This window comes from Bacillus sp. AFS017336 (assembly GCF_002555445.1).
Taxonomy (GTDB): domain Bacteria; phylum Bacillota; class Bacilli; order Bacillales; family Bacillaceae_G; genus Gottfriedia.
Window position 1 is genome coordinate 40,814 of the sequence record NZ_NUCO01000002.1, and the last position, 26,566, is coordinate 67,379.

The 26,566-nt window shown below is 31.6% G+C and carries 29 protein-coding genes; 9 read left to right on the forward strand and 20 right to left on the reverse strand.

All coding sequences use genetic code 11. From position 1 onward, the window contains the following. Positions 1-113 precede the first annotated feature (113 nt). From CN601_RS00435 to CN601_RS00455, 5 genes are all read right to left on the reverse strand, one after another. Complete coding sequence (locus CN601_RS00435; protein ID WP_098169632.1) at positions 114-638, reverse strand: CbrC family protein; 525 nt, start codon at positions 636-638, stop codon at positions 114-116. Between the two features lie 127 nt (positions 639-765). After that, positions 766-2,211 carry a DEAD/DEAH box helicase gene (locus CN601_RS00440; protein WP_098169633.1) on the reverse strand — a complete coding sequence of 482 codons (1,446 nt, stop codon included), beginning with the start codon at positions 2,209-2,211 and terminating at the stop codon, positions 766-768. A gap of 315 nt (positions 2,212-2,526) precedes the next feature. After that, on the reverse strand, positions 2,527-3,099 hold the full coding sequence (locus tag CN601_RS00445) for a VanZ family protein (protein WP_257131567.1): 573 nt from the start codon (positions 3,097-3,099) through the stop codon (positions 2,527-2,529). A gap of 455 nt (positions 3,100-3,554) precedes the next feature. Further along, entirely contained in the window at positions 3,555-4,037 is a 483-nt protein-coding gene (locus CN601_RS00450) for a hypothetical protein (RefSeq protein WP_098169635.1), read from the reverse strand. Between the two features lie 66 nt (positions 4,038-4,103). Then, positions 4,104-4,607, reverse strand: a complete 504-nt coding sequence (locus tag CN601_RS00455; protein ID WP_098169636.1) for a DNA topology modulation protein — start codon at positions 4,605-4,607, stop codon at positions 4,104-4,106. Positions 4,608-4,827: 220 nt separating this feature from the next. Between CN601_RS00455 and CN601_RS00460 the strand changes: the two genes are divergently transcribed. Genes CN601_RS00460 through CN601_RS00475 form a run of 4 tightly spaced genes read left to right on the forward strand, consistent with a single transcriptional unit; the run spans position 4,828 to position 8,368 of the window. Continuing rightward, entirely contained in the window at positions 4,828-5,406 is a 579-nt protein-coding gene (locus CN601_RS00460) for a biotin transporter BioY (RefSeq protein WP_098118378.1), read from the forward strand. 50 nt (positions 5,407-5,456) lie between these two features. Continuing rightward, positions 5,457-6,920 (forward strand): AMP-binding protein, encoded by a 1,464-nt coding sequence (locus tag CN601_RS00465; RefSeq protein WP_098169637.1) that lies wholly within the window; start codon positions 5,457-5,459, stop codon positions 6,918-6,920. Further along, a complete protein-coding gene (locus CN601_RS00470; protein WP_098169638.1) occupies positions 6,916-8,034 on the forward strand; it encodes an acetyl-CoA C-acyltransferase in 1,119 nt (372 codons plus the stop codon). The genes CN601_RS00465 and CN601_RS00470 overlap by 5 nt, the downstream gene beginning before the upstream one ends. A gap of 25 nt (positions 8,035-8,059) precedes the next feature. Further along, positions 8,060-8,368, forward strand: coding sequence for a CHY zinc finger protein (locus CN601_RS00475; protein ID WP_098118381.1), 309 nt, complete (start codon positions 8,060-8,062; stop codon positions 8,366-8,368). Between the two features lie 69 nt (positions 8,369-8,437). Here CN601_RS00475 and CN601_RS00480 read toward each other — a convergent pair whose 3' ends face one another. Together CN601_RS00480 and CN601_RS00485 are read right to left on the reverse strand one after the other, a co-directional pair. Further along, positions 8,438-9,013 (reverse strand): GrpB family protein, encoded by a 576-nt coding sequence (locus tag CN601_RS00480; RefSeq protein ID WP_098169639.1) that lies wholly within the window; start codon positions 9,011-9,013, stop codon positions 8,438-8,440. An 84-nt stretch (positions 9,014-9,097) separates the two neighbouring features. After that, complete coding sequence (locus tag CN601_RS00485) at positions 9,098-9,715, reverse strand: LysE family translocator (protein ID WP_098169640.1); 618 nt, start codon at positions 9,713-9,715, stop codon at positions 9,098-9,100. Positions 9,716-10,026: 311 nt separating this feature from the next. Here CN601_RS00485 and CN601_RS00490 point away from each other — a divergent pair, with 311 nt between their 5' ends. After that, positions 10,027-10,986 (forward strand): AAA family ATPase, encoded by a 960-nt coding sequence (locus CN601_RS00490; protein WP_098169641.1) that lies wholly within the window; start codon positions 10,027-10,029, stop codon positions 10,984-10,986. A gap of 11 nt (positions 10,987-10,997) precedes the next feature. Next, positions 10,998-11,633: an RNA ligase family protein gene (locus CN601_RS00495; protein ID WP_373604944.1), complete on the forward strand. Its 636-nt coding sequence runs from the start codon at positions 10,998-11,000 to the stop codon at positions 11,631-11,633. A 321-nt stretch (positions 11,634-11,954) separates the two neighbouring features. Here CN601_RS00495 and CN601_RS00500 read toward each other — a convergent pair whose 3' ends face one another. The 5 genes from CN601_RS00500 to CN601_RS00520 all read right to left on the reverse strand — a co-directional run bounded on the left by CN601_RS00500 (position 11,955) and on the right by CN601_RS00520 (position 15,307). Continuing rightward, positions 11,955-12,548: a hypothetical protein gene (locus CN601_RS00500; protein ID WP_098169643.1), complete on the reverse strand. Its 594-nt coding sequence runs from the start codon at positions 12,546-12,548 to the stop codon at positions 11,955-11,957. 86 nt (positions 12,549-12,634) lie between these two features. Beyond that, a complete protein-coding gene (locus CN601_RS00505) occupies positions 12,635-13,009 on the reverse strand; it encodes a hypothetical protein (RefSeq protein ID WP_098169644.1) in 375 nt (124 codons plus the stop codon). Positions 13,010-13,282: 273 nt separating this feature from the next. Continuing rightward, positions 13,283-13,723 carry an NUDIX hydrolase gene (locus CN601_RS00510; protein WP_257131564.1) on the reverse strand — a complete coding sequence of 147 codons (441 nt, stop codon included), beginning with the start codon at positions 13,721-13,723 and terminating at the stop codon, positions 13,283-13,285. 230 nt (positions 13,724-13,953) lie between these two features. Further along, positions 13,954-14,577 (reverse strand): YrrS family protein, encoded by a 624-nt coding sequence (locus CN601_RS00515; RefSeq protein ID WP_179865376.1) that lies wholly within the window; start codon positions 14,575-14,577, stop codon positions 13,954-13,956. A gap of 166 nt (positions 14,578-14,743) precedes the next feature. After that, positions 14,744-15,307, reverse strand: coding sequence for a cysteine hydrolase family protein (locus CN601_RS00520; protein WP_098169646.1), 564 nt, complete (start codon positions 15,305-15,307; stop codon positions 14,744-14,746). A gap of 453 nt (positions 15,308-15,760) precedes the next feature. Here CN601_RS00520 and CN601_RS00525 point away from each other — a divergent pair, with 453 nt between their 5' ends. Further along, complete coding sequence (locus tag CN601_RS00525; protein ID WP_098169647.1) at positions 15,761-16,801, forward strand: cellulase family glycosylhydrolase; 1,041 nt, start codon at positions 15,761-15,763, stop codon at positions 16,799-16,801. 91 nt (positions 16,802-16,892) lie between these two features. On the opposite strand, the gene CN601_RS00530 is transcribed toward CN601_RS00525, so the two are convergent. Next, positions 16,893-17,279 carry a hypothetical protein gene (locus CN601_RS00530; protein WP_098169648.1) on the reverse strand — a complete coding sequence of 129 codons (387 nt, stop codon included), beginning with the start codon at positions 17,277-17,279 and terminating at the stop codon, positions 16,893-16,895. Between the two features lie 235 nt (positions 17,280-17,514). On the opposite strand from CN601_RS00530, the gene CN601_RS00535 reads away from it, so the two are divergent. Beyond that, positions 17,515-17,709 carry a hypothetical protein gene (locus CN601_RS00535; RefSeq protein WP_098118391.1) on the forward strand — a complete coding sequence of 65 codons (195 nt, stop codon included), beginning with the start codon at positions 17,515-17,517 and terminating at the stop codon, positions 17,707-17,709. Positions 17,710-17,814: 105 nt separating this feature from the next. Here CN601_RS00535 and ltaE read toward each other — a convergent pair whose 3' ends face one another. Continuing rightward, positions 17,815-18,837: a low-specificity L-threonine aldolase gene (gene ltaE, locus CN601_RS00540; protein ID WP_098169649.1), complete on the reverse strand. Its 1,023-nt coding sequence runs from the start codon at positions 18,835-18,837 to the stop codon at positions 17,815-17,817. 113 nt (positions 18,838-18,950) lie between these two features. Then, a complete protein-coding gene (locus CN601_RS00545) occupies positions 18,951-19,958 on the reverse strand; it encodes a helix-turn-helix domain-containing protein (protein WP_098169650.1) in 1,008 nt (335 codons plus the stop codon). A gap of 285 nt (positions 19,959-20,243) precedes the next feature. Between CN601_RS00545 and CN601_RS00550 the strand changes: the two genes are divergently transcribed. Next, entirely contained in the window at positions 20,244-21,398 is a 1,155-nt protein-coding gene (locus tag CN601_RS00550; protein WP_179865377.1) for a tyrosine-type recombinase/integrase, read from the forward strand. A 112-nt stretch (positions 21,399-21,510) separates the two neighbouring features. Here the strand turns inward: CN601_RS00550 and CN601_RS00555 are convergent, their stop codons facing one another. The 5 genes from CN601_RS00555 to CN601_RS00575 all read right to left on the reverse strand — a co-directional run bounded on the left by CN601_RS00555 (position 21,511) and on the right by CN601_RS00575 (position 26,336). Beyond that, a complete protein-coding gene (locus tag CN601_RS00555) occupies positions 21,511-22,374 on the reverse strand; it encodes a MerR family transcriptional regulator (RefSeq protein ID WP_098169652.1) in 864 nt (287 codons plus the stop codon). A gap of 43 nt (positions 22,375-22,417) precedes the next feature. Further along, positions 22,418-23,614: a multidrug efflux MFS transporter NorA gene (norA, locus tag CN601_RS00560; protein WP_098169653.1), complete on the reverse strand. Its 1,197-nt coding sequence runs from the start codon at positions 23,612-23,614 to the stop codon at positions 22,418-22,420. Positions 23,615-23,814: 200 nt separating this feature from the next. Beyond that, on the reverse strand, positions 23,815-24,111 hold the full coding sequence (locus CN601_RS00565; protein WP_098118397.1) for a hypothetical protein: 297 nt from the start codon (positions 24,109-24,111) through the stop codon (positions 23,815-23,817). A gap of 676 nt (positions 24,112-24,787) precedes the next feature. Continuing rightward, entirely contained in the window at positions 24,788-25,117 is a 330-nt protein-coding gene (locus CN601_RS00570) for a cupredoxin domain-containing protein (protein WP_373604945.1), read from the reverse strand. A gap of 172 nt (positions 25,118-25,289) precedes the next feature. Then, complete coding sequence (locus tag CN601_RS00575; RefSeq protein ID WP_098169655.1) at positions 25,290-26,336, reverse strand: LLM class flavin-dependent oxidoreductase; 1,047 nt, start codon at positions 26,334-26,336, stop codon at positions 25,290-25,292. Positions 26,337-26,566: the final 230 nt, after the last annotated feature.

Consider the following 26,566-nt stretch of genomic DNA (forward strand, 5'->3'; position numbering starts at 1 on the left):
TTGCCTCCTTTTTTTCATCTCCAAAATTTCAAAAAGGTGAAAATTTATATGGTATTAAATATGGAGAACAATTTCATGACATATGATAATTTCCTCTAAGTAGTATCGTTTGTTTATGCCAGATCAGCATGGAGACGGTGTTTTTTACAACTAGTACACTGAAATAAATAGCCTTGTAAATCACCATCAATTTCTAGAGTGTTTTTAAATTCTAGAATAGATAAACCGTATTTCTTACTGAGACGGTTTATATCATGCTCTAATTCATTTTCTAAATGCTTAATTTCTTCCCAACCAACATAATCAATAATTGAACAGAAATCTCCACAATGACTTAGCCAATATTCTTGTTGCCACCCTATGTAGCCAGGGTTTCGATAAATCAACTCATCTATATTTTCTTCATCATCAACTTCATCACATGATTCGATATCTTGAAATTCTCCATCGTATTTTTCTGCTGCTGAACCATCTGCTATACACCACGGACAGATTCCTTCAACTTCTTCTTCTGAGAAAAATGGTCCTTCATAAACAAAATTCTGTTTCTTTTTGCAAACAGGACAAATTGTTTCTTCTTCTATTATTACTCCTAACTTAAGTGGATTAGGATTATATTTGAAAATTGGTAGTTCCATTCATGTATCCGCCTATTCTAAGTAGTTTATCTCCTAATTTTAACATGGTATCCAAATCTTTTAAAAATAGGAAATAGCCTTACGAAAATATTCTTTTATTCTCGTAAGGCATATTATTTCATACAGTCTATTTAATTGCTTTACTTACTTTTAATTTTTTCCCTTTGACAGTCGCATTCTCCATCGCTTGTAAAACTAATGAGCCCTTACCATTTAGAATATCAACATATGACATATTATCCATGATTGTGATAATGCCAATATCTTCAACTGTGACTCCAGGGATTTTTGCGATTGTTCCAACAAAATCAACAGCACGAATTTTCTTCTTTTTCCCGCCACTGAAGTGGAGTTTCAAAATATCTTGATTGATACGGGCTGTTTTATTATTTCTTACAACTCGTCGGCTGTTAAGCTTTTCTTCAAATTTAGCTTTTCCACTAAGTACTTCCTGTTGAGTTGGAGCTTCTGTAGTAGGTATTTCAAAGCCGATATAGTTTTCAATTCCTTTAACGAATTTCCCTTCAAAAGGTGTTGAAAATGTAATTGCTTTTCCTTTATTACCTGCACGACCAGTTCTTCCAGTTCTGTGTACATAGCTCTCTTTTTCCATAGGAACATCATAGTTTATAACTAATGTAACGTTATCAATATCAATACCTCTAGCAGCTACATCAGTTGCTACAAGATAGCGGAAATTCCCCGTTTTAAAACCTTCCATAACAGCAAAACGGTCTTCTTGTTCCAGTCCTCCATGGAGTCTTTCACATGAATAGTTAGCTTGTTCTAATTCACTAAAAACAGCATCTACATTTTCTTTAGTTCTGCAGAAAATAAGGCAACTGTCTGGATTTTCTACAACTGTAACGTCTTTAAGAAGTGACATTTTTTCAGCTTCTTTTACTTCGATTAAATAATGATCAATTGCATCTGCCGTTACTCCAGTTGATTCAATCTCAATTTGAATCGGATTTTTCATATATGTATGGCAGAGATTTTCAACATCTTTTGGTAATGTAGCTGAAAAAACCATCGTTACACGATTTTGTGGTAATTGGCTAATGAGTGCTTCGACTTCATCGATAAAACCTCTATTAAGCATCTCATCTGCTTCATCAATGATCAGATACTTTATTTGATCTGTTACAAGTGTTTCTCGATCAAGATGATCCAGGACCCGTCCAGGTGTACCAACTACTACATGGGTTTTTTGTTCCAATTCAACTTTTTGTTTCGTAAAAGGCTCTTTACCATAAACTGCTACAGCTTTAATACGTTTAAATCTCCCAATATTCGTAATATCTTCACGTACTTGTGCCGCAAGCTCCCTTGTTGGAGTAAGAATTAAGGCCTGTGGTCTCTTTTCCTCCCACTCTAACATTTCACAAACAGGAATACTAAAAGCAGCTGTTTTTCCGCTACCTGTTTGAGATTTTACGATAAGATCTTGTTTTTCCAATGCTAACGGAATAACCTTACTCTGTACTTCAGTTGGCGTTTTGTATTTTAAAACAGCAAGTGCTCTTTTAATTTCCTCGCTTACATGATAATCCTCAAAACTTGTTTTATTCATTTCTTAACCTCTTTTTTTATTATTTCGATCTATGTATAGAATTCTCTGGAAAAAAAATCATATGCATTATCTAAATATAGTTCATAAAATGAAAAGTGCAATACAAATCGACTATTTTATTTTGAAATTATTTCTTTTGTTAACTATGCATATATAAAATGCCTCTTAAAAAGATTAAATCATAATAAAAAGTTCAATGACATTATGAATAAAGAGGACCTTATATATGTAAAAAGATAGATTCTTGGATTTAAAATAAAAACGCCTTAAAATGTTAGAATAAACATTTTAGGCGTTCATCAAATTATTTATTTCTTATGCATCATATATATGTTTTAATAACTGGTTTAATTTTAAATTAGCTTTGTTTATCAATAACTTATATATATAAGAAAACATTTTAAAAATAATATATCCAACTAACGTTCCTGTACAATTAAAAATGACGTCATTAATATCCACAATTCTAAATGTGAAACCATTCAGCAGTGCAATGATTCCTTGTAATGACTCAATTATGACTCCAATTAACAGTCCTGATATGGCTATTTTTTTAAATGTACTTTTTGTAATAAATGGAAGACCAAAACCAAATGGTATTGTCATCAAAACATTAAGTGAAGAAGTCTCAAACTCCGCTTTTGTAAGGTTTATTAGAGGAACTAAATTCAGATTTCTCCCTGTATGTAGCCCAAACATATCCCTATAAGTTTGAGAAATATAGATTGGAAATTGAGTATATTTTAAAACAAAGCATAAATAGATAAACATAATTGAAAAAAAGAATAAATAAACAATATCTTTTTTAAATTTTATTTTTAAGACAATTAATATCATTAAGAGTATAATAATGGATCCATATAATATCCATCCTCTGAAATCTATCATCTTTTCCACTTTAGAGCTCCTCTCTTCCTTAAATTAATTTGGTAATTTATTCCAATGCTGATTATCATTATACAACATACAGTCATTTTTTGTATTTTTTCTTTTACAACTATACAGTCATAACATGAAACAGCGGATGATCTTTTAAAGAATTGTTAACAAGAGGAGAAAAGGGATTTAAATCCCTATTATTTTTAAATTGTGAGCTAACGCGGAAAAGAAGCATTATTTTTAAATGTACTTAAATTCCCATTTAAAAAGTTTTATTTTGTTTATATTAAAATAACAATTTAATTTTAGCATTTTATTACAGGATTGGAATATTATTGAATCAATTGTCGAAAATTTGTAAAAATTTCTATTGTGATAAGTTGGTTAAATAATAATGGAAATCCTTACTACAATAAAAAATGAGCCACAAAAGTAGCTCATGACAATTAGTTAATGCATGCGTTTTAAAATTTAATTTTTCCATGCCAATATTCTGGCTCACCAAAAAGTAATGAACTTTCAATTGTTTCTTTATACTCCTCCCAATCAAAATAAAAAGGGCCGATTCCGTAATAATTTACTAATTTATTACTCCGATTTTCTAAATTATTTTCATATCCGAATTTATACCAAATAATAATATTCTCATCTTTTGAACTCCGTTTAATCTTTAACGAAATTGCACCGCATCCCAAGTCAGAACAAGGACAAATATAAATTGAATTTCTATCATCAAAATCTGATTTTACTTTTAATAGTAATCGATCTATTTGTTTTTGCTGAAAATCTTTTGGACCCCATCCTAAGCAAGAAACATAATCCTCATCTTTAGTTTGATTAAAATTATTTAATGGAATCCCATCAATTAAAAAATTAGCAAAAACTATTTTACCAGGAAAGCCCTCCCGTGTTTGTTTTTCGATACTCAACTTAGATATTTTCGGCATTTAATCATCCTCACATTAATTACTTAAATTTTCTTTTTAATGGAAGTAGAATACGCGCGTTAACTATCAACTTTCTTCTAAAAATCGCTTAACCTCTTTTGGAGATTTTAGTATAACTACATCTTTACCATCTGATACTCGTTGAAGTCTATTCAATATTAATGGTTTCTTTGTCTTCGGATAAGACCAGATCCATTTGAAAAATTGTAAATCAAATTTCTCTTCGCAACCTTCTCTCATATCCGGTCTTGATATGTTTTTATATTGAATGATTCTTTTAAATGCCCGATAAATACAAATTAACCTAGGGATATCTAGAAAAATAATAGTATCAGCTGAATTTATTCTTAAGTCCATCGTGCCTCCATAATTACCGTCTATGATCCATTCTTCTTTTTTTACTAGTTCATTTTGTATTTTAATCTGGTCTACTTTCGGTACTACTTCCCAATTTGGTTTCCATAATAAAGAGTCTAAATGAAAAACGTTTATGTTTAACTTTTTTCCTAAATGTCTAGCAAAAGTAGATTTTCCCGCTCCTCCTGAACCAATGATGACAATTTTCCTCATGAATGTCCTTCCTGTTAACATTTAAAGTTGATTAGTCTAAACTCGGTTTCTTTTGACATTAAAATTTTATCATTACTATTATTGGCATGATATAGCTATGTACTAGTTTCCTATTTCAAGATAATATATGTTAACTAAAAAATTAAATAGGTTGACATATAATTCAAGTTTCATTAATATGATAGTTGTTATCAGAAAATTAATAATAGGAGAACTAACAATGAAGATTAAAGAAATTACATTTGTAGCAATGTTTGCAGCAGTTATGGGAGTACTTGGACAAGTGCCTCCAATTATGTTATCCTTTACACCAGTTCCTATTACTTTACAAACATTAGGTGTTATACTTACTGGTGGAGTGTTAGGAGCAAGATTAGGTGCACTTAGCCAAACAGTATTTTTATTACTTGTAGCCGTTGGTATGCCACTTTTATCAGGTGGTCGCGGTGGATTAAGTGTATTTGCAGGACCAAGTGTTGGCTATTTGATTTCATGGCCAATTACAGCTTTTGTTCTTGGTTATTTATTATCTCGTTTTAAAACGTTAAAATTAAAACATGTTCTATTAATTAATTTAACGGTAGGAATTCTATTAATCTATTTAATCGGTATACCGATACAAGCTGTCATTATGGGTATTCCTGTAGCTACTGCTGTTAAACTAAGTTTAGTTTACATACCTGGAGATGTTTTAAAAGCGATCCTTGCTTCAATTTTAGTATTCAAACTAAGACAACACCCAGTATTTTCACGTTCATTGACAACAAATTATTCAAACCAATCATCAAAAAATATTTAAATTATTCGGGACACACTTCTGTGTCTCTTTTTTATAGAGGTGAATTAATAATGGCAAATATTACAGAAACCTATAAGAATTTCGCTACATTATCTCCTGAGAAAATTGCGATACATACTAGTAATCAACAAATCAGTTATAAAGAATGGAATCAATTAATCAACCAAACTGCTAATTGGCTACATGGTCAATTAAATACGAAAACGATTGGAATCCTTTTACCAAATGGGATTCCCTTCTTACAAATGTTTGCAGGTGCTTGTAAAGCAGGATGGATTGCTGTTCCTTTTGATATGAAATGGAATTTAGCAGATTTAGAAAAAAGAGTAAAGCTTTCTAAACCTTCAATCATTGTTACAACTAAAGAGATTTATGCTAAATTTCATTCAATCATTCCTAATATGAAGGTATTGGATGATTGCTTACAAGAAATCGCAAATTTTAATACTTTTTCTTCTATTGAGCTAGAAGAGGATTTACCTTTCTATGTGGGATTTACTTCTGGAACGACTGGGAGTCCAAAAGCGTTTATGCGCTCTCAAGATTCATGGGTTGCTAGTTTTGATTGTAATCGCTTTGACTTTGGACTTGATGAATCTGATGTAACGCTTATACCTGGAGCATTAATACATTCACACTTTCTTTATGGTGCTGTTAGTAGTTTATATTTGGGTGGCACAGTTTTACTATTAGAAAAGTTTTCAGCAAATAATATACTCTCAATGATGAATGATTTACCTATTTCCACTATATACGTTGTTCCGACAATGATTGAAGCATTAGTTAGAGAAGGAATTCAAGTTAATAAAGCAATGAAAATTCTTTCATCAGGTGCAAAATGGACTGAAAAATCTAAAATAGAGTTCTGTCAATTGTTTCCTGAGATGTCGATATTTGAATTTTTTGGCGCTAGTGAATTAAGCTTCATAACTGTTTTATCTGATCTTGATGGAGTTTTGAAAGCAAAAACGGTTGGTAAACCTTGCTATGGTGTAGAAATAGAAATACGTCGACCAAATCAAGAGCTCGCAAAAACAAATGAAACCGGAAAAATATATGTGAGAAGTAAATATTTAATCAATGGGTATTTTGAAGAAAATGAAAATATAGTTCATTCGATTCAGGACGAAGATGGTTGGGCTACTGTCCATGATATGGGCTTTATTGATGAAGATGGTTTTTTAACAATTAACGGACGAGAAAAAAATATGATTCTATACGGTGGTATTAATATTTTTCCAGAAGAGATTGAAAAAGTCATTTCTCTTCATCCTGATGTTGAAGAAATTGCCGTTATTGGACTTTCAGATCCATACTGGGGTCAAATTGTGGCTGCTGTCATTAAAGGGAAATGTAATTCTTTTGAGTTGAAAAAGTTTTGTAAGACCTATTTATCTTCTTATAAAATCCCACGAAAATGGTTTTTTAAAGATGAAATGCCTTATACAACTAGCGGGAAAATTGCACGTGCTGAATTAATTAAACAAATAGAAATGCAGGTGACTAAAAATTAATAGAGCAGTAATCGTCAATGCAAAGCGGACACCTATAGGAAAAATTGGTGGTATATTACAGGAATATCAACCTCACGAGCTTGCCGCTCCATTACTTAAACATTTGGCAAAAGGATTGGAAGAGAAGATTAATGACATTATTTTAGGCAATGTAGTCGGTCCAGGTGGAAATGTCGCTAGAGTTTCTGCATTAGAAGCTGATCTCCCTCTTTCTGTTCCAGGTATGACAATTGATCGTCAATGTAGTGCCGGGTTAGAAGCAATTCGGATGGCTTGTTACTTAATTCAAGGTGGAGCTGGAAATTGCTATATTGCTGGAGGTGTTGAAAGCACTAGCACCTCCCCTTTTCCTTCTAGGGCGAGATTTGCTCCTGATAAAATTGGTGATCCTGATATGGGTTTAGCAGCGGAAAATGTGGCTGAAAAATTCTGTATTTCAAAGGAAACTCAAGATCAATATGCTCTATTAAGTTATACACGAAGTTGGGAATCTTACAAAAACGGATTCTTTACTGATGAGATTCTTCCAGTTGGTGGACATACTCAAGATGAAGTATTTTTCAAAGAAAGAAAAATGAAAGACTTACTTCATAGAGCAAAACCTGTGTTTAAAAAGAACGGTACCGTGACAGCTGCTAACAGTTGCGGAATACATGATGGTGCGGCAGCAGTTTTAATAATGGAAGAAAATGAAGCAATTAACTGTGGATTAAAACCTATTTTACGCTTTAAAGATAGTGAAGTCGCTGGAATTCATCCTAATTATCCTGGTTCTGCCCCTATTCCAGCTATTCAAGAGTTATTAAATAGAAATAATTTAACAATTGCAGATATTGATTTAATTGAAATAAATGAAGCTTTTGCTTCAAAAATTATTGCTTGCTCTAATGAACTATCCATACCATTTGACAAGTTAAATGTTTGTGGCGGTGCCTTATCAATCGGACACCCTTACGGAGCTTCGGGCAGTATCATGATCACTAGACTTTTCTATGAAGTACAACGTAGAAAGAATTTAGAAACTAACTATGTATTGGCAGCCATTGGAAGTGGCGGTGGAATCGGAATCGCTGTTTTATTCGAAGTAGTAAATAAATTTGATCATACATACTAGATTTTAAAATTGAGAGGTAAAGTAAATGAAAGTAATTGGTTCAATTGACAATCATACACGATGCAAACATTACCACACTGAAAAAGATATTATTGCCATCAAATTCAAATGTTGTGACACATATTACGGATGTTATTTTTGCCATGAGGAAAATGTAAACCATCAACATACAGTCTGGCATAAAAACGAATGGGAAACAAAAGCAATCTTTTGTGGTGATTGCCATGAGGAATTAACAATTCAAGAGTATCAAGATTGTAACTACAAATGTCCTAAATGTCATGCTGATTTTAATCCAGGTTGTAAAAATCATTATCATTTGTATTTTGAATGAGATTTATTTTTAATAGATCGTACTATCAATTTTGAGGAAGAGCTGTTTTATTCAGCTCCTTTTTTTTATTTATTTCTCGTGTGACTTTGATGATTCGTTGTATTTAGTTAAAATTTTATTGATAAAATTACTTTTACCTACTGAATATTCTGAGCGGTCTTTTGTATTATTTACTAGCTCTTTCTTTAACTGTTCATACTCAATAATAGCCCCTGCGTTACATCTAAGGTAATTTCGAAATGAAATATGTTTTTTTAATTCCTCGCTGTCTTTATGACAAACATATAGATGATGTTCCATCCAATTCGTATTTTTCCCATCCCAAGGTACATAACAGTTTATTCTACCGAAGGCATCTCTACCTTTATAGCTCCAATTTTCTTGGTGTATATAGCCTATTCCTTCAAGTTTTTTTATCACTTCAGAGAAATTACTATAGTCTGCTATGACAACATCTATATCCAATATCGGTTTCGCTGTAAGCCTCTTAACTGACGTACTACCAACATGTTCAATTTCAATAATTAGTGGTTTTAGGCTATTATTTAAGACTTGCTTCAAAGCTGAAAATTTTTTTGGCCATTGCTCATTATATTCTTGTATTTCAATTCTAGAGTTATTGATTTTTGGATGATCAGAATCCATGTTTCCACCTCATTCAAATAAAATTATTCTATTATCATAAAAAAAGGAAGCCACCCCGGCCTCCTAATTTTGTTCCCGCTCAAATTATTCTTGAGTTTGAAGTGCTACTCTAACTCCTAACCCAATATAGACTAGACCAATGGTTTTTCCCATCCATTTTGAGCTATTGCTATTTTTATTAAAAAATTTATTCCCAATTAAACTTGATAAAAGCACAAGTGAAGTTGTGTATAAAATACTTAGTATCACAAACGTTATCCCAAGGGTTAATAGTTGAATAAATACTGAATGATCATTATGTTGTACAAATTGAGGTAATAGAGCTAAGAAAAACAATGCAGTTTTAGGATTTAAAACTTCAATTAAAATAGCTTGTCGAAAAGATAGTTTAGTATTTACTTCTTTTTGAACTTTAGCTTTCTCACTTTTTTTAGTTTTTCTAATTAATGCCGTGATCCCCAAATAAAATAAATAGGCCGCTCCTAAATATTTTACTACCTCAAAAGCAAAGGCAGATGTCATTAATATTGCAGAAAGTCCAAAGACTGATGCACAAGTATGTATTAAATCACCTACAGCAATCCCTAAGCCTGTTAAAATTCCATTCCATTTCCCACCTTTCATCGTTTGTGATAATGTCAACAAAACAGCTGGACCTGGTATTAAAAATAATGTTAAAACAACTAAAATGAATGAAATCATCATGATAATCCCCTTTCGCTATTATTTTTAAACTTATTATATAACATTATTTTCTAGTAAAAACCAAAACTAGCATAAATTATTAAGTATTTATGTCCCTATTGTAAAATCATTTTTCCGAAGGGATTATTTTCAATAATATTTCTCCAGTATATGATAAAATACTTTATAAGTGGTTTATTTTTCCTTATTTTAATATGCGGAGGATTATTATTGTATTGTTCATATGATACTATGGGTTCAATTCCCAACCTCTGCTCCATCAAGTCGTCGTTCCTTACTTATCCGCCTATTTGTAAGGAGGAAGTTTTATGCAAAAAGTGATCTATATGATTGGCTTACCCGGTAGTGGTAAGAGCGAAAAGGCAAAACAAATTGCAAAAAAGGAAAATGCTGTCATTCTTTCCACGGATGAGCTGCGCCAAACACTTTTCTTTAATGTGAATAAGCAAAAGAAAACGAATCTTTTGTATATGGAATTATACAAACGTGCTAATCGTTATCTAGCTGATGGGAAAAGTGTACTCATCGATGCTACAAATATTGAACGTGAAAGACGGATGAAAGCATTATCAAAATTCGCAAGTTTTCAGAAAGAATGTTATTACATGGATGTACCTTATGAATTATGTGTCGAACGAAATAGCAAGAGAAAGAGAGTAGTAGAAGAGCGCATACTCGTTAAGATGAGGAAGAATTTTGATTTTCCTTTAAAAAATGAAGGATGGGATATGATTCACATCATACATGAATCATCTTCTTATGAAATCACGAAAGAAAAGATAACCGAATTATTGGTTAGTGAAGTGTCTTATGAAAAACTATTTGAAGAACTCAAGTCTGTTGAATTTTTTCGTAAAATGAAAGGCTTCGATCAAGAAAACCCATATCATTCTATGCCATTATGTCAACACACATATGGAGTAATCGAGTACATTAATGAAATGTATGTAGAGAAGGATAAACTAATTCTCCAAATGGCAGCTCTGTTCCATGATGTAGGGAAGTTATTTTGTAAAACATTTAAAGTTACTAAAGGATATTATTCATACTTTGGGCACGAAAAAGTATCTTCACAAATTGCTTTCCATTTTCTTAGCGAACTTGGTTTTGAAGAAGAGTTCATTCAAGCTGTTTTAGGGATTATTGAAATGCATATGTTAATTAACTACGGTGGAAATGAAGGAGCAACTGAAATTTATCATTTATTAGGTGATGATTTACTCGCAAAACTTTATTTCTTTCGTGAAGCAGATACATTTGCGAAGTGAGGCGATAAATGATGAAGATAAAATATCCAAAAACATTTCATTTACCTTGGTCCGAATCCAAAACAACGGATGATAAAACACTAAAAAACATTGAGCATTTCATCGGTAAAGAAGTTGTAGTAACCGAAAAAATTGATGGTGAAAATTGCTCGATTTATAAAGATGCAATTCACGCAAGATCAACTGATAGTTTGGATCATCCATCTAGACATTGGGTAAAAATGCTACAAGCAACGATTGGTTATCAAATCCCCGAACATTGGCGAGTTTGTGGAGAAAATATATTTGCGATGCATTCGATCCATTACAGTGAACTAGAAAGTTATTTTTATGTCTTCTCGATTTGGGATGAACATAATAAGTGTCTTTCGTGGGATGATACTGTCACCTGGACCGAACTATTAGGACTAAAGACTGCACCGGTCTTATATAAAGGTGAATTTAATGAAGAAGCGATTAAAGCTTGTTATTCAAAAAAGTCTATTTTAGGTGGAGAACAAGAAGGATATGTTATACGATTAACTGATGGGTTTGATTACAAAGATTTTAAACACTCGGTGGCTAAATTTGTTCGAGAAAATCATGTGCAGACTGATGAACATTGGATGATCAAACCAATTAAACCAAATCATCTAAAGCATGAATAAGAGCGGTTAACTTTTTTAATTACACGCTATATAATTTAAAACGAAGGGAATGAGAACAATGTAATTTATTCTGTGGATTTAAAGAAAACTAGATATACTTGTAATTCATTTATTGAAATGTCACATAGCTTAACCAATAAAATTCGTCTGCATAATCAATGTTTACCTACTCCGAACAAGACCTTATCGTCTATCTCACTAATTAACTATTCCTCTCCAAGACTTCTATAAAAACTCATGATAAAATAATATCAAACTATTTATTCCTTTAATGTAAAAAAAGACCGCCGAAGCAGTCATTTAATATGTAAGTACACACTCTTAAAAGATTACTTTGTTATTGTTGTCTTGAATAGTAACCTTTTCCACTTCTTTCACTTTCTTTAGGAAATAAACTTTTTTATTTTCTTCAATATTTCTAACAATTTTTTTGCCTTTATTATCTATAATAACTAATTTATACCCCTGCTTTAATAAAGATGGTTTATCAACAACTACTCCTGCAAAATTATGTTGTTCGTCCGTTTCACTAAATGATGTAACTGTGTTATCCGAATTTAGTGCGGTAATAGACGAACCACTCTTGTGAATTTTCCCAAATATTTTTGATAATTCATAGTATCCATATTCCTTGTCATTTTCATAGAAAATGACTGTTTTATTTTTAATATGTTCAATTTCTGGTGAATGTAAATTATGTTTAGCAGCGTACTCCTTAGCTTCTTTCGCTGATAAATCTGAAATACAAAATGTATTAAATAGATTAAAACCTATATATGTTATCAATAAAACTGCTATATAAATAAATAGTCTTTGAGTGCGTTGCTTTTCTTTTAAAACAGACTTTAAGACAAACATTATTAGAAAGATAATTGCTAATACAATTAATGTATTTATTAAATTAAAATTATTCATTTTTCCTCCAAAAGAAATACTGTAAAAAGATTTAATTTCATCTAAATTAAACGTCCTTCATAAACATGTTTCTCGATAATTTTGTTTTAATTCATAAATAGCTCTTGTAATAGTTCAGTTGTCTTTGAATTGATTTTATAAACCTTTCCACCTTGTCCTAATACTAAATTTTGGTTGTAGTTTATAGCAAACTCTTCTTTTTTACCGCTTTCATTGATAAACCATAAATTTAAATCTGTTTTCGGTGTTTCGTTTTGTTCCGGTTGAGCTTTTTTTGAGGCGAATCCTTTTACAATTTCTTGAATTTGATCACGGTTTTTATCTGAGCTATAAATGATCGTATTGACATCAGAAACTGCGACTATTGCAACTGTTTTAGGATCCTTACTTTCTGTATTTGTGTTCAATGAACAACCAAATAATACAAATGAAAAACATAATATCATTAGAATTTTCTTCATAGTCCCTCCTTATTTTTAATTATTCTCTAACATAATTCCATTAAAGTTAAGCGACATCCTCTCATTCGAATAAAAATGAATCTTTTGGTAGATATTTTTTAAAGAAAAGGAACTATTATAATAAATTTTATAAATTATATATGTTTACACATAGTCGACTTCCAATTTTAGTTAAATATAGATCTGTTATATTTAATTATTAATTTTTCGAACTAAAAAAAGGCTATCTAAATAGACAACCTTTAGAAATACTTATGTAACTAAAAAAGGAAATTAAAACTCTTTATAAAATGGATGGCTGTTTTCATTCAAACAATATTCAATTCTTTGTTTGAAATTTTTCCAAGTTACCATCGCTAAAGCTTCCTCAATAGGAAAATATCCAACTTCCAAACTTTCTGAAGAAGTTGTTAACTTTCCTCCGATTGGTTTAGCTAAAAACAAAGTATTACAAATTGAACTACTAACATTTTGAAATACACCACAAAATTTCACAACTTCAATATCAATTCCACTTTCTTCTTTTGTTTCCCTAATTGCAGCAGTTTTCAATGATTCTCCCTCTTCAACTTGCCCACCTGGCATTTCCCAACCTCTAAGTGGGCCCTTAATTAATAAAATTTCATTATGTTCGTTAACTACTATTGTCGCAGCTGAAATAATATGTTTTGGTGGCAAAGAAATATTTTCTGTACTTTTTTCCTTAGATATCAAAAGAATTCCCCTTTCTACTTCTAACTCTTAAATAATACTTTTTATCTATTCTATTAATACTTATAAGGCTCCTTCTTATTAAACTGTTTTGCCATTTTTTCGAATAAAAAAGAAGCTGTCAAAGCAATTCTTGTTGTTCATAATAAAAATGTACAATTTCCTAAATAAAAAAACTGCCGAGTGATTCTCGACAGTCTAATAATTAAATATGAAATTTCTATTAACTTTTGTTACGATGCAGGTTCAACTTTTGTTGCTATGTAACCTGTGCCGTTCCATTGCAGATACACGCGATATTTTTGAGAGCCTTTTTCTTTTGAAGATACAGTCCCAACAGAGCCACCTTTATTGCTTTTGTCGCTTCCTAGAAACCATACTGTCATATTACTTCGATCTAGTCCAGTAGCAGTAGCGATTGTTTGAAGCATGTTCTGCCAATCTTGTGAACTTGAATCGTAACTTGTAACATGCTGTCCTCCTGTTTGCTCAGGAGTTTCCGGTGTAACACCTGTTTGTTCAGGCGTTTCTGGTGCGATTGTTTCCGAGCTATCTTCTGTAGATGATGTATTATCATTAGACTCATCCGATTGAGTTTGGTCTTGTGAAGAATTATCATCTGAACTCGTATCCGCTTCTTGTTTATCGTTCTTTATGTTGTTATCCGATTGTTTTCCAGCTGAAGCATAATCGTCTATTAGAGGTGATGGCTTTTTATCTCCAGACGATAAAATCGAATTTGAAACAAATACAATTACAATAATGACAACTGCAATTGATCCACTTAAAATAAATAATTTGGTTTTTCTTTTTTTTGCTCTTGACGTTGTTCTAGAATTGCTTTGTAATTTTTTCAATCTACCACTCTCCAAATCTGAGAATGTTAACATTCTATCACGAGTGGGTTAAAACTTGAAGTGTTTTCTTAAAAAATTAACCATTTCGTAATAAATTTGATAAGGATCATCTTAATTTGCAGTAACATTTTAATTAATGTAATTTGTAATGCACGAAGTTGTCAATTTATTTTAAATGATCAATCCAACGATCAACAGTTTGAACTTCTGCTTGGCGTGGGAATATTTTTTCAATGAGTACTCTATGAACTTCAGGATCAGAATCAATACACGCATCGGAAAGCACAGTAATTGAATAGTCCTTATCTGCCGCTTCTCTTAGAGTCGATAGTACAACGCCACTTGTCGAAATACCACTTAAAACAATTGAATCAATTTGTTGTGAGCGCAATATAACTTCTAGATTACTACCAGTGAACGCACTAACTCGATATTTTGTAATAACTGGTTCACCTTGTATTGGTTCAACAGATTCGTGAATTTGTGTTGATAAATCAGTAAATGTCATTCCACCATTTTTAGCAATTGCTGAGAAAATCTTATTATTTTTACTAACCTCAGGGTATCCTTCACTAAAACCGACTCGTACAAAAATAACTTGAATATTATTTTGGCGAGCGGCTTGAATGGCTTGTTGAAATGGTTTAAGAATTTCTTGTTTGTCAGCGAAACGCGAAACAATACCATTTTGTAAATCCATTACTAACAGTGCTGTTTTTTGATTATGCATAAATGTTACTCCTTTTTGGATATATAAAGTCTTTTCTGAATGTAATTTTATCAAATGTTTCAATAATCCGCCAAAATAAATAAAAAGATCGACTTAAACTATCGGTCTTTATATTAGACACATCAACATCTTTATAAAGCAACTCCAGATTTTAGGTTTTTGCAAATTAAGTTTTTGTGTTTTGCACTATAAGTGTAGCTTCCTTTTTAATTTACACTAACTGTACCTGAAATCTTAATGGATTTAGTTAAAATTCCGTCGATGTTATCTTTTGCCGAAACACCATATAGAACATTGGAAGCTGAACCGTATTCTTACAAAAAATCTTCTGAAAATTAAATTGTTCACTCAAGGTTTTTTCAGATATTTTCAGCGAAAACTTTCATATATAAATTAATAGGATTGTGTAAGACAGGTTGGATTTAAAAAAAGGTTTTATTAGGGGGTTAATCTTTGAAAATAGTAAAAAAAGGAATTTTTATTGGAGTTTGTGTGATAGCGATCATTATTTTACTATTTGCCTCTTCTTTTGCATTTTTAAATTATATTAAAGTTAACGTTCATAAACCATCTTCACCGTTATCGGCTGGTATAAGGGGTGTAAACTGGGCAGATGAACGTGATAATTTTGTTGATGGTGTGATTTATGTAAGTGGTCTGACGAAGAATGATACGTATGACTCTGCTAAAGCTGTTGGACGACAAGTTATTGGACAAATGTTTGATCAAACAGGAGCTAACACTGTCAGACTTCCCATTAATGAAGCAACAGTCGAAAATTATTGGAGTACATACACTGGAGCAATCGATGCTGCGTTAGAAAAAGGAAAAGTAATTTTCAGCTATTGGGCTCCAAAAAATGGGAAACCAGAAGAACTCGATCGTTTTTATAAAATGTGGAGTACTGTTATCAACAAATATGGAAATAACTCAAACTGCTATTTTGAACCTATTAATGAGCCATATGGCTATAATTCGAAAGATTTACGTGATTTCTACAACAATTGGTTAACTAAATATCATGTTTCAAGGAAAAATGTCATTCTTGATGGAATTGGTCTGGCAGCTTTATATATTAATCCACTAGGTACTGATAAACGACTAGATGGCACAATGCTTGCTGTTCACTGCTACGCATTTTATGCAGGATATGTTCATATAAAATCTCTAACAGAAACTGGTTGGTCAAATGTCTTATCAGTCGAGATTGGTAAGTATTCCGACCGTGCGATTGTAACAGAATGGGGCGCACCAATGAAAACTGGCCTAGATTATTCTGTAAAAAAGAGCAATAATGATATACATTATGTTCGAGCAATGAGCGAAAAAATTAATCATCTCGGTATTGGAAGCGTTTACTGGCCAGGATTACGAGATGGGGATTCTTATAGTCTAATGGAAAAAAAGGTTAAAAAGAAGCAAATCACCCTCTCAGTTACAAATCAATCCGGACTTGAAAAATTACAAGAATCTTGGGGCAAGGATACAAACTAAATTTGGAATTATAAATAAAAATGCCCTCTCGATCACTATTGATCAAGAGGGCATTTTTGTATTATCAAACTTAAGATTAGTTAGACGCAGTTCATGATTTAGAATTTTTTAAGCTAGGTGAGGGATAAAACGAACGACCGAGTAAAAGTCCGGAAACGGCAAAAACAATCGATAGCCAGATCCCTAATTGGCTCGTCGCTAAATAAGAAGGTATCAATACGTTGATCGCTACTTTTAAAACAACTAAAATAAGGATCGTTCCAATCACCCACAGTGTTTTCTTTCCGCGTCCAATTTTTCCAAGTTTACTTCTTGCAATTGACCACCCTTGAACAATCCCCGCTAAAATTCCCAATACTATTCCTGATAGTAATAACAGCCATTCAATCCCTTTCACACCACTCATCATAAAGCCCCAAATGACTCCAATAATTAATAATAACGCTCCGATCAGAAAACTTCTGTCTAACCTCTTCATTCCACTGCGCTCCTTTTACTCCATAAATCATATTTTTCTATGTAAAACAATTTTCGTTAACTTTATTATACTGACATGTAAAACTTTTTTAATACGTCCTCAGACTGATTTGAATTGAAAAATACGTTCTTTTGTATTTAAAATCTATAATAAAAGGAATATCTTCTTTGTAGATTATTGTCGTAAAAATAATATGTGGTATGCTAAAGGAAATACCAATTTAGGAGTGTAAATCATGAAAACAACATCAACTGTTCAACTTGAACAATCTATTGGAAAGCTACGAAAAGTAGTTGACGTACTAAACAAGCGAATTAAAGAAACTACTTCTGAACAATTAGCGAATGAAACAATCCGTCTTAAAGAAGAATTAAAAACAATCTCAAATACGCTATTACAAATCCAAAAGCGTGAGAGCGAAGAAGTTTAATGACACGGTAAGCAGTAATTTTCAACTACCTTATTAAAATAAGGCTCAATTTATAGAAAATATAAAAAGGATCTTCATAGAAGATCCTTTTTGTATAGAAAAAAATTACAACAATTTCATAACTTCAATTATTTTATCAATATCATTTTTTGTAATCCAATAATGTGTAGCAAAGCGCATCATTCCATCTTCCTCAGGTGCAAATATAATGATTCCGTTCTCTTTAAAGATTTGTTCGATTTCCTCTGGGCTATGTTTCATATTTGTCATTTGGAAGAATACTAAATTAATATTAATTTGAGATAAGTCCACTTTAATTGTAGGGATTTCACTTAATCGTTCAGCTAAATATAGTGCATTTTCGTGATCTTCGTGTAAACGTTTTGTCATTTTTTCTAATGCAATGATACCAGCGGCTGCTAAAAATCCGGATTGTCTCCAGCCACCACCTAATAATTTACGCTTCTTTTTTGCCTTCTCAATAAATTCTTTACTTCCTGCTAGTATGGAACCTACTGGCGCACACAGTCCTTTTGATAAGCAAAACATTACAGAATCACTATATCGAGATAATTCTTTCGCATCTGTTTTTAAATAAGTAGCAGCATTAAAAATTCTTGCTCCATCTAAGTGAACAGGTATGTTTGCATTTTTTGCAATGCTAAAAACTTCTTTCATATATTCAAGATCAACTACTGCTCCATTAGAATATGCATTTTCTAAGCATATTAATGAAGTTTCAGGAAAATGTAAGTCATCAGGTCTAATAGATTGTTGAATTCGTTTAATTTCCATCTTACCGTTAGTCGTTTGTAATGTCCTTGTATGAACACCAGCAATTATTGAAGCAGCTCCGACTTCATGCTCAAAAATATGGCAATCTTCACCAAGGATCACTTCAGTCCCACGAGCACAATGAGTAAATAAAGCTAGTTGATTTCCAAATGTTCCACTTGGAACGAATAAGGCAGCTTCTTTCCCGATTATTGATGCAGCTAATTTTTCAAGTTTCTGAACAGTAGGGTCATCTCCGTATACATCATCTCCCACTTCAGCTGAAAACATAGCTTGTCTCATTTCTTCTGTAGGAATAGTTACCGTGTCACTTCTTAAATCAATAAATTTCATTTTTATAAGCCTCTTTTCTTGTTTTCAGAATTATCAAAACTAGTTTAATAGACGCATCGAGAATTGGATTCTAATACAATGATACAACTCAATGTCGGAAATTGCGTATGAAATTATGCATTAAATTTGTTGCTTTTTTCATATTCTTTCAATCCCATTAATAAAAGTTTCTCTGTAATATCCTCAATTCCAGAGTGATGATCTACTGCAATATCTTTAATCTTCTCTTTTACGATATCCTGTACAAAAATTGTGAGTTGTTCTTGTTTACTAGTAAACAAAATAAAACCTGGTCTTGTAGAAAGCTTACCATCAATTAAACAATTTTGTAAAATCTCTAAATCTTGTTCAATTTGTTCAGGATTATAAGGTAGTCTAATTGGCTTTATTTCCACCTTAATAGAATTACCTTCTAAATAAAGATTCATATTTTGGTGACCAATATTTCTATAAAAAGAATCGATAATACTAAAAATTGGGGCACTTATTGATTGTGGAAATGGAAATTGAAATTTGATACTACCTCTTTTTGTACTATGTGTTGCTTGCTTAAACTCATACGACTTTTTAAAACTACGATTTAGTAATTCTTCTTTATTTAACAATTCCCCCATATTGGTCTTTGCTACAATCTCACCATTCTCATTAAGTTCAATAATACGCGCCTTTTCATTCGAATTTGGAATTTCGTATAAACCAAACAAGTAGAAATCTAAGTCCTTTGTAAAAAACGTCTTTCTCTTTGATCCATTAATTTGAGTGGATTTTAGTTTTTCCACTTCTTCCTCTTTAATAAAAACAGTTTGTCTACCTTTAAAATTGATCTTACTTGCTGAAATTTTTCCAGTTTTTATATATTGGTGAATCGTTGCCTTTGATACTCCTAAGAGATTGGCTGTTTCAAGTACTGTAAGTCCAACTGGTTTAACTGTTTGCGACTTAAACTGATTTATATCGTCTAAATAAAATCTCATCGTTCCGTCTATTTGCCAATCTTCATACACAAGTTTCAGCTTTCCAGCTTTTACATAATTATAGATCGTTTGCTTTGATATTCCTAAAATATGTACAGCCTCATTTGTTGTAACAATCTCTTTCGCTTTTTGATCTTGTTCTAACATTTGAAATCGTCCCTTTTTATCATGTTTTTGTTTAATTATACCATAATTATTTCTAACAAAACGTTAAATTATAGTTAATGCAATACAACTAAATCCATTTATTTATAAATAATTAATTATACAAAGTTTTCTTTAAGTTGAATAATAGTGTATTTTTCTACTATTAACCTATCTTACATTTAGTAATATATAACAAAGATATTTTATTTACTTAAGAAGAAAAAATAAATGAATTTATACTATATATACAATAAATTTTGTATAATTGATAATGAGGTGATACCTATGTTAGTAAAATCAAATCTACTTATTTCAAACTCAACTGAATTATTAGATGTAAATCATAACGATTTTAGAGTAATAGAGTATTTAATAGATGAAACATACTTTCCTGCGCTACTACAAAGGAAGTTTGAAAATGAAAAAAATCATCGTATGATTTATGACGCTTTCACTGATTTAGAAATGATCTACTATTTTGTTCATCAAATAAAAGATATTCAAAAATCAAAGCAGCGAAAAGAAAGTACAAAAATAGAGTACATAAGAGAATTATTACAGTTTTATCGTTACTTATTAAAAAGTGAAGAATTTTTACGTAAAGACGTTGATTCATATATAGAAGAATCATTATTGAAAAATTTAAAACAGAGACATATCGAATCATATCAGCAATGGTTATCGAATTATCAATATGGTTCAAAGATGCAACAGTACCGAGTCACTACTCTCTCAAGGAAACTTGTTATATTAAAAAGTTTCTTTAAATTTTTATTTGATTCCAATTATGTTCAAGTTCCTCTATTTACAAGAATTTTGAACGCAAAAATAACAAAAGATGACTTACCAAATCGAGATTTAGAAGAAAGTGAAGTAAAATCATTACTGAATTTTTATAGAGGAAATATTTTAATCACTACTTTAATTAAATTACTGGCTACATCTGGTATGCGAATTCGTGAGTTAGCTGAGGCGAACTGGGGAAATGTTTCAAAGGATGCAAATGGATACTGGCTCGAAATTGTTGGTAAAGGAAATAAAAAACGTGAAGTTAAACTTTTAAATCATGTATTTATCGATTTATGTAAACTAAGGAGTCGACGTGGTTTTTTAAATAGTATTTCTAAAACTGATACAAATCCATTTTTTCCAAACAAGCTAAATAAGCATTATTCCTTCAAATATTTATCTAAGTATGTAATCGAAATTATAAAAGCTTCAGAACTACCTTTTGTTTTAGATCATAATCGAACGAATAATATTAGTCCCCACTTCTTTCGACATCACTATGCATGTCGATCAATTGAAAAAGGTGCAAGCATCTATCAAGTAAGTCGAAGTTTAGGTCATGAAAGTATTCAAACTACTGAAATATATTTAGCAAAAATGATGAATCGATCCCAGCATGCTAGTAATGTTTGGGATGATGAAGAGTATTAATAATGCCCCAATTTTTTTAATGGGGTTATTTTTAAATAATTAGTTTACATAATAAAATTACATTAAACAAAAATTTAGCTAAATAGAAAAACAGACCCTTGGTCGAGTCTGTTTACTGGTCTAAATTTATATGTGAGTCATCTTTAATTAATACTCTCATTTCAATTATAAATTCTTCCTTTTGATGCGGAGAATAATTATTATGTATTAATGACTCATAAATGTCACTGCTAACAGTTATTTTATGATACTCAATGTATGTAATTAGTTTTTGTAAATTAGTAAAATAATCATTTGGCGTTAAACTTTTATACGTAATGCATATATAATTACCTTCTGGAATTTTTGAAACTTCGGTATCCGGTAATAGTAATGTAGTTTGTTTTTTCGTTAAAACAGGTGTGAATAAATATTGATAAGATACTTCATTAACATGTTTATACGATTTATAAGGGTAAATCGCACCATAACCATTGTTTCTAAATCCTTCTGTCGATGCAGCAAATTTTTTCAATTTACTATATGAAGCATTTAAGATATTTTTAGGATCGATTCCATCAGCTTTCGTTTGAATGATCTGAATTTCTTCTTCATACGAAAAAAATACTTCTCCAAATTGGGGATATTGCTTCTGCCTCTGTATTCCTCTTTTAGCATTTGCTATGATTTTTTCAATTTCTGTTAAAGAATCTATTTTATCTTTTACAATGTTTTCTTGCTCTGTTAAAAAAGCATAAAACTCATCTCTCTCTAATCCTTGCACTTTTTTCATATCTTCTAAAGGAGTGCCAATATATTTAAGTGATTTGATTAAGTCAAGTAGATGGATTTGTGAGTCTTTATAATATCGATAATTAGTATCTGGATCGACATAGGCCGGTTTAAACAAGTTTATTTTGTCATAATATCGAAGTGCTTTTATTGAAATATTTACTAATTTTGAGACTTCACCTATTGTATAAAGTGTTTCTTTCACTTGATCACTCCTTATGTATTATTTTTTAAAAGAAGCGTATTCTTTATTCGTTTTCAAAGAATACGCCTTTGCTTATTGATGATGTTCGATAACCCGGCATTTTCCAAGCAATTGTTAACCCAACACCGCTCGCAAGTAATACTGTTGCAAAATAGAATGGATAGTTTAAGTCGATATCAAATAGAATTCCACCTATAATAGGTCCTATTACATTCCCTATACTAGTAAACATTGAATTCATTCCGCCAACAAAACCTTGTTCATTTCCTGCTATTTTAGATAAATATGTTGTTACAGCAGGACGCATTAAATCAAAGCCTAAAAATACGGTAATTGTAACAAGTAAAATTGTAAAGTATGAATTCACAACTGTCATTAAAAAGACTAGTATTGTAGAAAGAATTAAACTATATCGTACTAGGCCAATTTCACCAATCCATTTTGTTAAACGATCAAATAATGCGATTTGTGCAATTGCACCGATTATGCCTCCGCCTGTAATCATGATTGCAATATCCTTAGGTGTAAATCCAAATTTATGGTTAGTAAATAAAGAAAATAATGATTCGAAAGCTGATAAGCCAAATTGAGAAATTAATAAAACCATAAACGATATAAAATACATCGGAGCAAAAATTCGTTTTAAACCAGGTTTTTCTCCTGTCACCTCGATATTTTCTTGGTTACGTTCTGGTTCTGGAAGTATAGTAATAGATAATACTCCTGCCAATATTGCTAATCCTGCCGCAAAGAAAAATGGTATGCGAGTACCAAACTCTGCTAAAAATCCTCCAATACCAGGACCAACAATAAAGCCCGTAGAAATGGCAGCCGACATATAGCCTAGTGCTTTTGCCCTTGTTTCAACTGTTGTAACATCAGCTATAAATGCAGTTACTGCTGGCATAATGAATGCGGCACTTATGCCTCCTAGCATACGTGAAATAAATAGAACCTCAACTGTTTTCCCCATACCAAATAAAAATTCTGAAAAACTAAAAATTATTAGTCCGATGATTATCATTCGTTTACGTCCGAACTGGTCTACCCAGCGTCCTGCAATTGGTGAAAAAAGCAATTGAGTTACAGCAAACGCCGCTACCATATAACCAACAATTGTACCGGATATATTTAACTCATTCATAATCGAAGGTGTGACTGGCACTACTAATCCTATCCCTAAGAAAATAATGAATAAATTCATTAAAACTAAAATCAACATTATGTTTTGTTTTTTCATTTTGTTCAACTCCTATTAAATACTCTACAAAACATAATGTAAAGCCTCCTCTGAGGGGAGAGTCAAACAAATTTTAATCGAATTTTATTGTTTTAATTATGTATCCGTTTTCTTTTAGAAACTTTTTATGAAATATAAAAAGAGCTCCTTTTGGGAAGCTCACAATTGTATTTTTCATTCAACTAGTTTTAATAAAATTTTCAAGCATTCCGAGTTTTTCGAAACGAATTTAAAATGCTCGAAGTAACAAAACCAAGCACAAGCGCAAGCGATAAGTGCTGGTAAAGTCCAACGTTATCAGCTGCTCCCATATGATGCCATATATCGTTTGGTAGTGATTTCCATATAAACCAAAGAACTGTTGTTACGACTAATATAATTGTTGAAATTGTCTTTCGTTTCCCAAACGATGAAATAAGAAACATCATTAATGTTAAACCCAGGATCGGCGTACTTCCAAAAAACCATTGAAGTATATGAAAATCAATATGCTCCATTCATATCCCTCCTCATTTAAGTGTATGAGGAGATTTTGATAAAAAGAAATGAAGTTGGAAAAATAGAATGTTATTATTCTGATGAACATCTACTATAGAAAAAATAAAAGGTAAGTCTTATATATGGGTTTGAAAATTAATGTCCAACAATATCTGGATTAAGTTAGTTGTAGTTGTGGGTATCCACTTTTGCCTGAAATGGAAATGGAGATTTCATATTTTTGTCTTTTATAGCTCATGAACCCTTTATGAGTTAAGAAATTACTGATTTTCTCTTTGTTTTTAACTCATGGACCACTTATGAGTTAAGAATTTACAGATTTCCTCTCTGTTTTTAACTCATGAACCCCTTATGAGTTAAGAAATTACAAATTTCCTCTCTGTTTTTAACTCATGAACCCCTTATGAGTTAAGAATTTACAGAAATCCTCTCTGTTTTTAACTCATGAACTCTTTATGAGTTAAGAATTTACAGAAATCCTCTCTATTTTTAACTCATGAACCCTTTATGAGTATGTTATTAACAGCTACATGCTTGTTTTTTATATCTATGTTATTTTACTATCACGTGAACATTTCATGATGATCCCAAATTAATTTTTCAATTTTGAATAGGTTTTATTTAAACACACTAAGGCAAGGACTAAATGGCCTTGCCTTAGCTGTAGACAAAAATCTATTTAATAATTACTTTTCCTACCATTCCAACATTAGAATGGTACTTACATGTTAGGTCATATGTATTGGCTTGTTTTGGTAATACAGAAATAGTCGTTTCTTTTCCTGGTTGAACTTCTACATCAATATTAAGCATTTTCACTGTAAATGTGTGAGGATTAACTCCTTTATTTTTTAATAATAAAGTAGATTTTGTTCCATTCGGAATTGTAATGTTTTTTGGATTAAAGTAATTATCGTCCAACTCTACAACCATTACTGGTGCTCGATTATCAATTTGTGTAACCGCTGATTCTGCAAAAACTTTGATATTACTTGGTTTTGCCATCAATAAAAATGGAGCAAAAGAAATTAGTAATACAGTTAGCCATTTTTTTGTTTTCACAAACAATCCCTCCTTTCCTATGCACTATTATTTTCCAATTATTATATTATTATTAATTTAGGATTAAATAAAAAAAACTGTCTCCATATTAGAAAACAGTTTGTTCCTTAAATTATTAATTATCTTCCCACTTCGCTATTTCTTCTCGAACGATTGGTGCAACTTCATTTCCTAATAGCTCGATTGCTTTCATTACATCTGCATGTGGCATTGAACCAACTGGTACGTGTAGCATGAAACGTGTGATACCTACATTTTTTCGAAGGTAGATGATCTTTTGTGCTACAAATTCAGGTTCTCCAACATAAAGTGCACCTTCCAAACTTCTTGCAGCATCGAAGGCTGATCGATCATAAAGCCCCCATCCTCTTTCTTTTCCAAGCTTATTCATTGCTTGTAGTGTTGATGGGAAAAATTTATCAGCTGCAGTGATTCTATCCTCAGCGATGAATCCATGCGAATGTGATGCAATCTGTAATTTGTTTAAATCGTGACCGGCATGAGCTGCAGCCTTTTTGTATAATTCCACTAATGGTGCGAATTGAACAGGTCGTCCACCAATAATAGCAAGTACTAGCGGAAGTCCCAATAATCCCGCACGAACGACCGATTCGCTATTTCCACCACTACCAATCCAAATAGGCAATGGATCCTGTACAGGACGGGGATATACACCGATATTATTTATCGATGGTCGATGTTTTCCACTCCAAGTCACAAATTCGGACTTTTGTAATGTTAATAATAGATCTAACTTTTCTTCAAAAAGTTCATCATAATCATTTAAATTATAGCCAAATAAAGGGAAAGATTCGATGAATGAACCACGCCCTGCCATTATTTCAGCTCTTCCATTCGATATTCCGTCAAGTGTAGCGAAATCTTGAAACACACGAACGGGATCTGCCGAAGAAAGTACAGTTACAGCACTTGTTAATCGAATGCGTTTTGTTTGCGATGCAGCCGCAGCTAAAACAATTGCAGGAGATGATGCAGCATAATCATTACGATGATGTTCTCCAACACCAAATACATCTAATCCCACTTGATCTGCAAGTATGATTTCCTCAACGACTTCCCGTAATCGTTCTGCATGACTTATTGTTTCACCAGTTTTAACGTCTGGTGTAGTTTCTACAAATGTACTGATTCCTATTTCCATTAATCTACTCCTCCAAAGCTTTAAAAATAAATGCTAAAGTTGTCTTATTTACTACCTTTTGCAACCAAAATTACTTTACATTTAATATACCTCAAATTCGAGATAAATTCTAATATTGGATTCCAATAGCTAAATTAAAACAGAATTGATAATCTATAGGACCAAAAAAATACATTTTCTGAATATTTCGAGTATAATAGAGTATTAGAATTTATCACGATTTCAGCAGT

What these genes read in the sequence shown, in the direction of transcription:
- CN601_RS00435 (WP_098169632.1), bottom strand. Translation starts at nt 638, where the DNA reads ATGGAACTACCAATTTTCAAATATAATCCTAATCCACTTAAGTTAGGA.
- CN601_RS00440 (WP_098169633.1), bottom strand. Translation starts at nt 2,211, where the DNA reads ATGAATAAAACAAGTTTTGAGGATTATCATGTAAGCGAGGAAATTAAA.
- CN601_RS00445 (WP_257131567.1), bottom strand. Translation starts at nt 3,099, where the DNA reads ATGATAGATTTCAGAGGATGGATATTATATGGATCCATTATTATACTC.
- CN601_RS00450 (WP_098169635.1), bottom strand. Translation starts at nt 4,037, where the DNA reads ATGCCGAAAATATCTAAGTTGAGTATCGAAAAACAAACACGGGAGGGC.
- CN601_RS00455 (WP_098169636.1), bottom strand. Translation starts at nt 4,607, where the DNA reads ATGAGGAAAATTGTCATCATTGGTTCAGGAGGAGCGGGAAAATCTACT.
- CN601_RS00460 (WP_098118378.1), top strand. Translation starts at nt 4,828, where the DNA reads ATGAAGATTAAAGAAATTACATTTGTAGCAATGTTTGCAGCAGTTATG.
- CN601_RS00465 (WP_098169637.1), top strand. Translation starts at nt 5,457, where the DNA reads ATGGCAAATATTACAGAAACCTATAAGAATTTCGCTACATTATCTCCT.
- CN601_RS00475 (WP_098118381.1), top strand. Translation starts at nt 8,060, where the DNA reads ATGAAAGTAATTGGTTCAATTGACAATCATACACGATGCAAACATTAC.
- CN601_RS00480 (WP_098169639.1), bottom strand. Translation starts at nt 9,013, where the DNA reads ATGGATTCTGATCATCCAAAAATCAATAACTCTAGAATTGAAATACAA.
- CN601_RS00485 (WP_098169640.1), bottom strand. Translation starts at nt 9,715, where the DNA reads ATGATTTCATTCATTTTAGTTGTTTTAACATTATTTTTAATACCAGGT.
- CN601_RS00490 (WP_098169641.1), top strand. Translation starts at nt 10,027, where the DNA reads ATGCAAAAAGTGATCTATATGATTGGCTTACCCGGTAGTGGTAAGAGC.
- CN601_RS00495 (WP_373604944.1), top strand. Translation starts at nt 10,998, where the DNA reads ATGAAGATAAAATATCCAAAAACATTTCATTTACCTTGGTCCGAATCC.
- CN601_RS00500 (WP_098169643.1), bottom strand. Translation starts at nt 12,548, where the DNA reads ATGAATAATTTTAATTTAATAAATACATTAATTGTATTAGCAATTATC.
- CN601_RS00505 (WP_098169644.1), bottom strand. Translation starts at nt 13,009, where the DNA reads ATGAAGAAAATTCTAATGATATTATGTTTTTCATTTGTATTATTTGGT.
- CN601_RS00520 (WP_098169646.1), bottom strand. Translation starts at nt 15,307, where the DNA reads ATGCATAATCAAAAAACAGCACTGTTAGTAATGGATTTACAAAATGGT.
- CN601_RS00530 (WP_098169648.1), bottom strand. Translation starts at nt 17,279, where the DNA reads ATGAAGAGGTTAGACAGAAGTTTTCTGATCGGAGCGTTATTATTAATT.
- CN601_RS00535 (WP_098118391.1), top strand. Translation starts at nt 17,515, where the DNA reads ATGAAAACAACATCAACTGTTCAACTTGAACAATCTATTGGAAAGCTA.
- ltaE (WP_098169649.1), bottom strand. Translation starts at nt 18,837, where the DNA reads ATGAAATTTATTGATTTAAGAAGTGACACGGTAACTATTCCTACAGAA.
- CN601_RS00545 (WP_098169650.1), bottom strand. Translation starts at nt 19,958, where the DNA reads ATGTTAGAACAAGATCAAAAAGCGAAAGAGATTGTTACAACAAATGAG.
- CN601_RS00550 (WP_179865377.1), top strand. Translation starts at nt 20,244, where the DNA reads ATGTTAGTAAAATCAAATCTACTTATTTCAAACTCAACTGAATTATTA.
- norA (WP_098169653.1), bottom strand. Translation starts at nt 23,614, where the DNA reads ATGAAAAAACAAAACATAATGTTGATTTTAGTTTTAATGAATTTATTC.
- CN601_RS00565 (WP_098118397.1), bottom strand. Translation starts at nt 24,111, where the DNA reads ATGGAGCATATTGATTTTCATATACTTCAATGGTTTTTTGGAAGTACG.
- CN601_RS00570 (WP_373604945.1), bottom strand. Translation starts at nt 25,117, where the DNA reads ATGGCAAAACCAAGTAATATCAAAGTTTTTGCAGAATCAGCGGTTACA.
- CN601_RS00575 (WP_098169655.1), bottom strand. Translation starts at nt 26,336, where the DNA reads ATGGAAATAGGAATCAGTACATTTGTAGAAACTACACCAGACGTTAAA.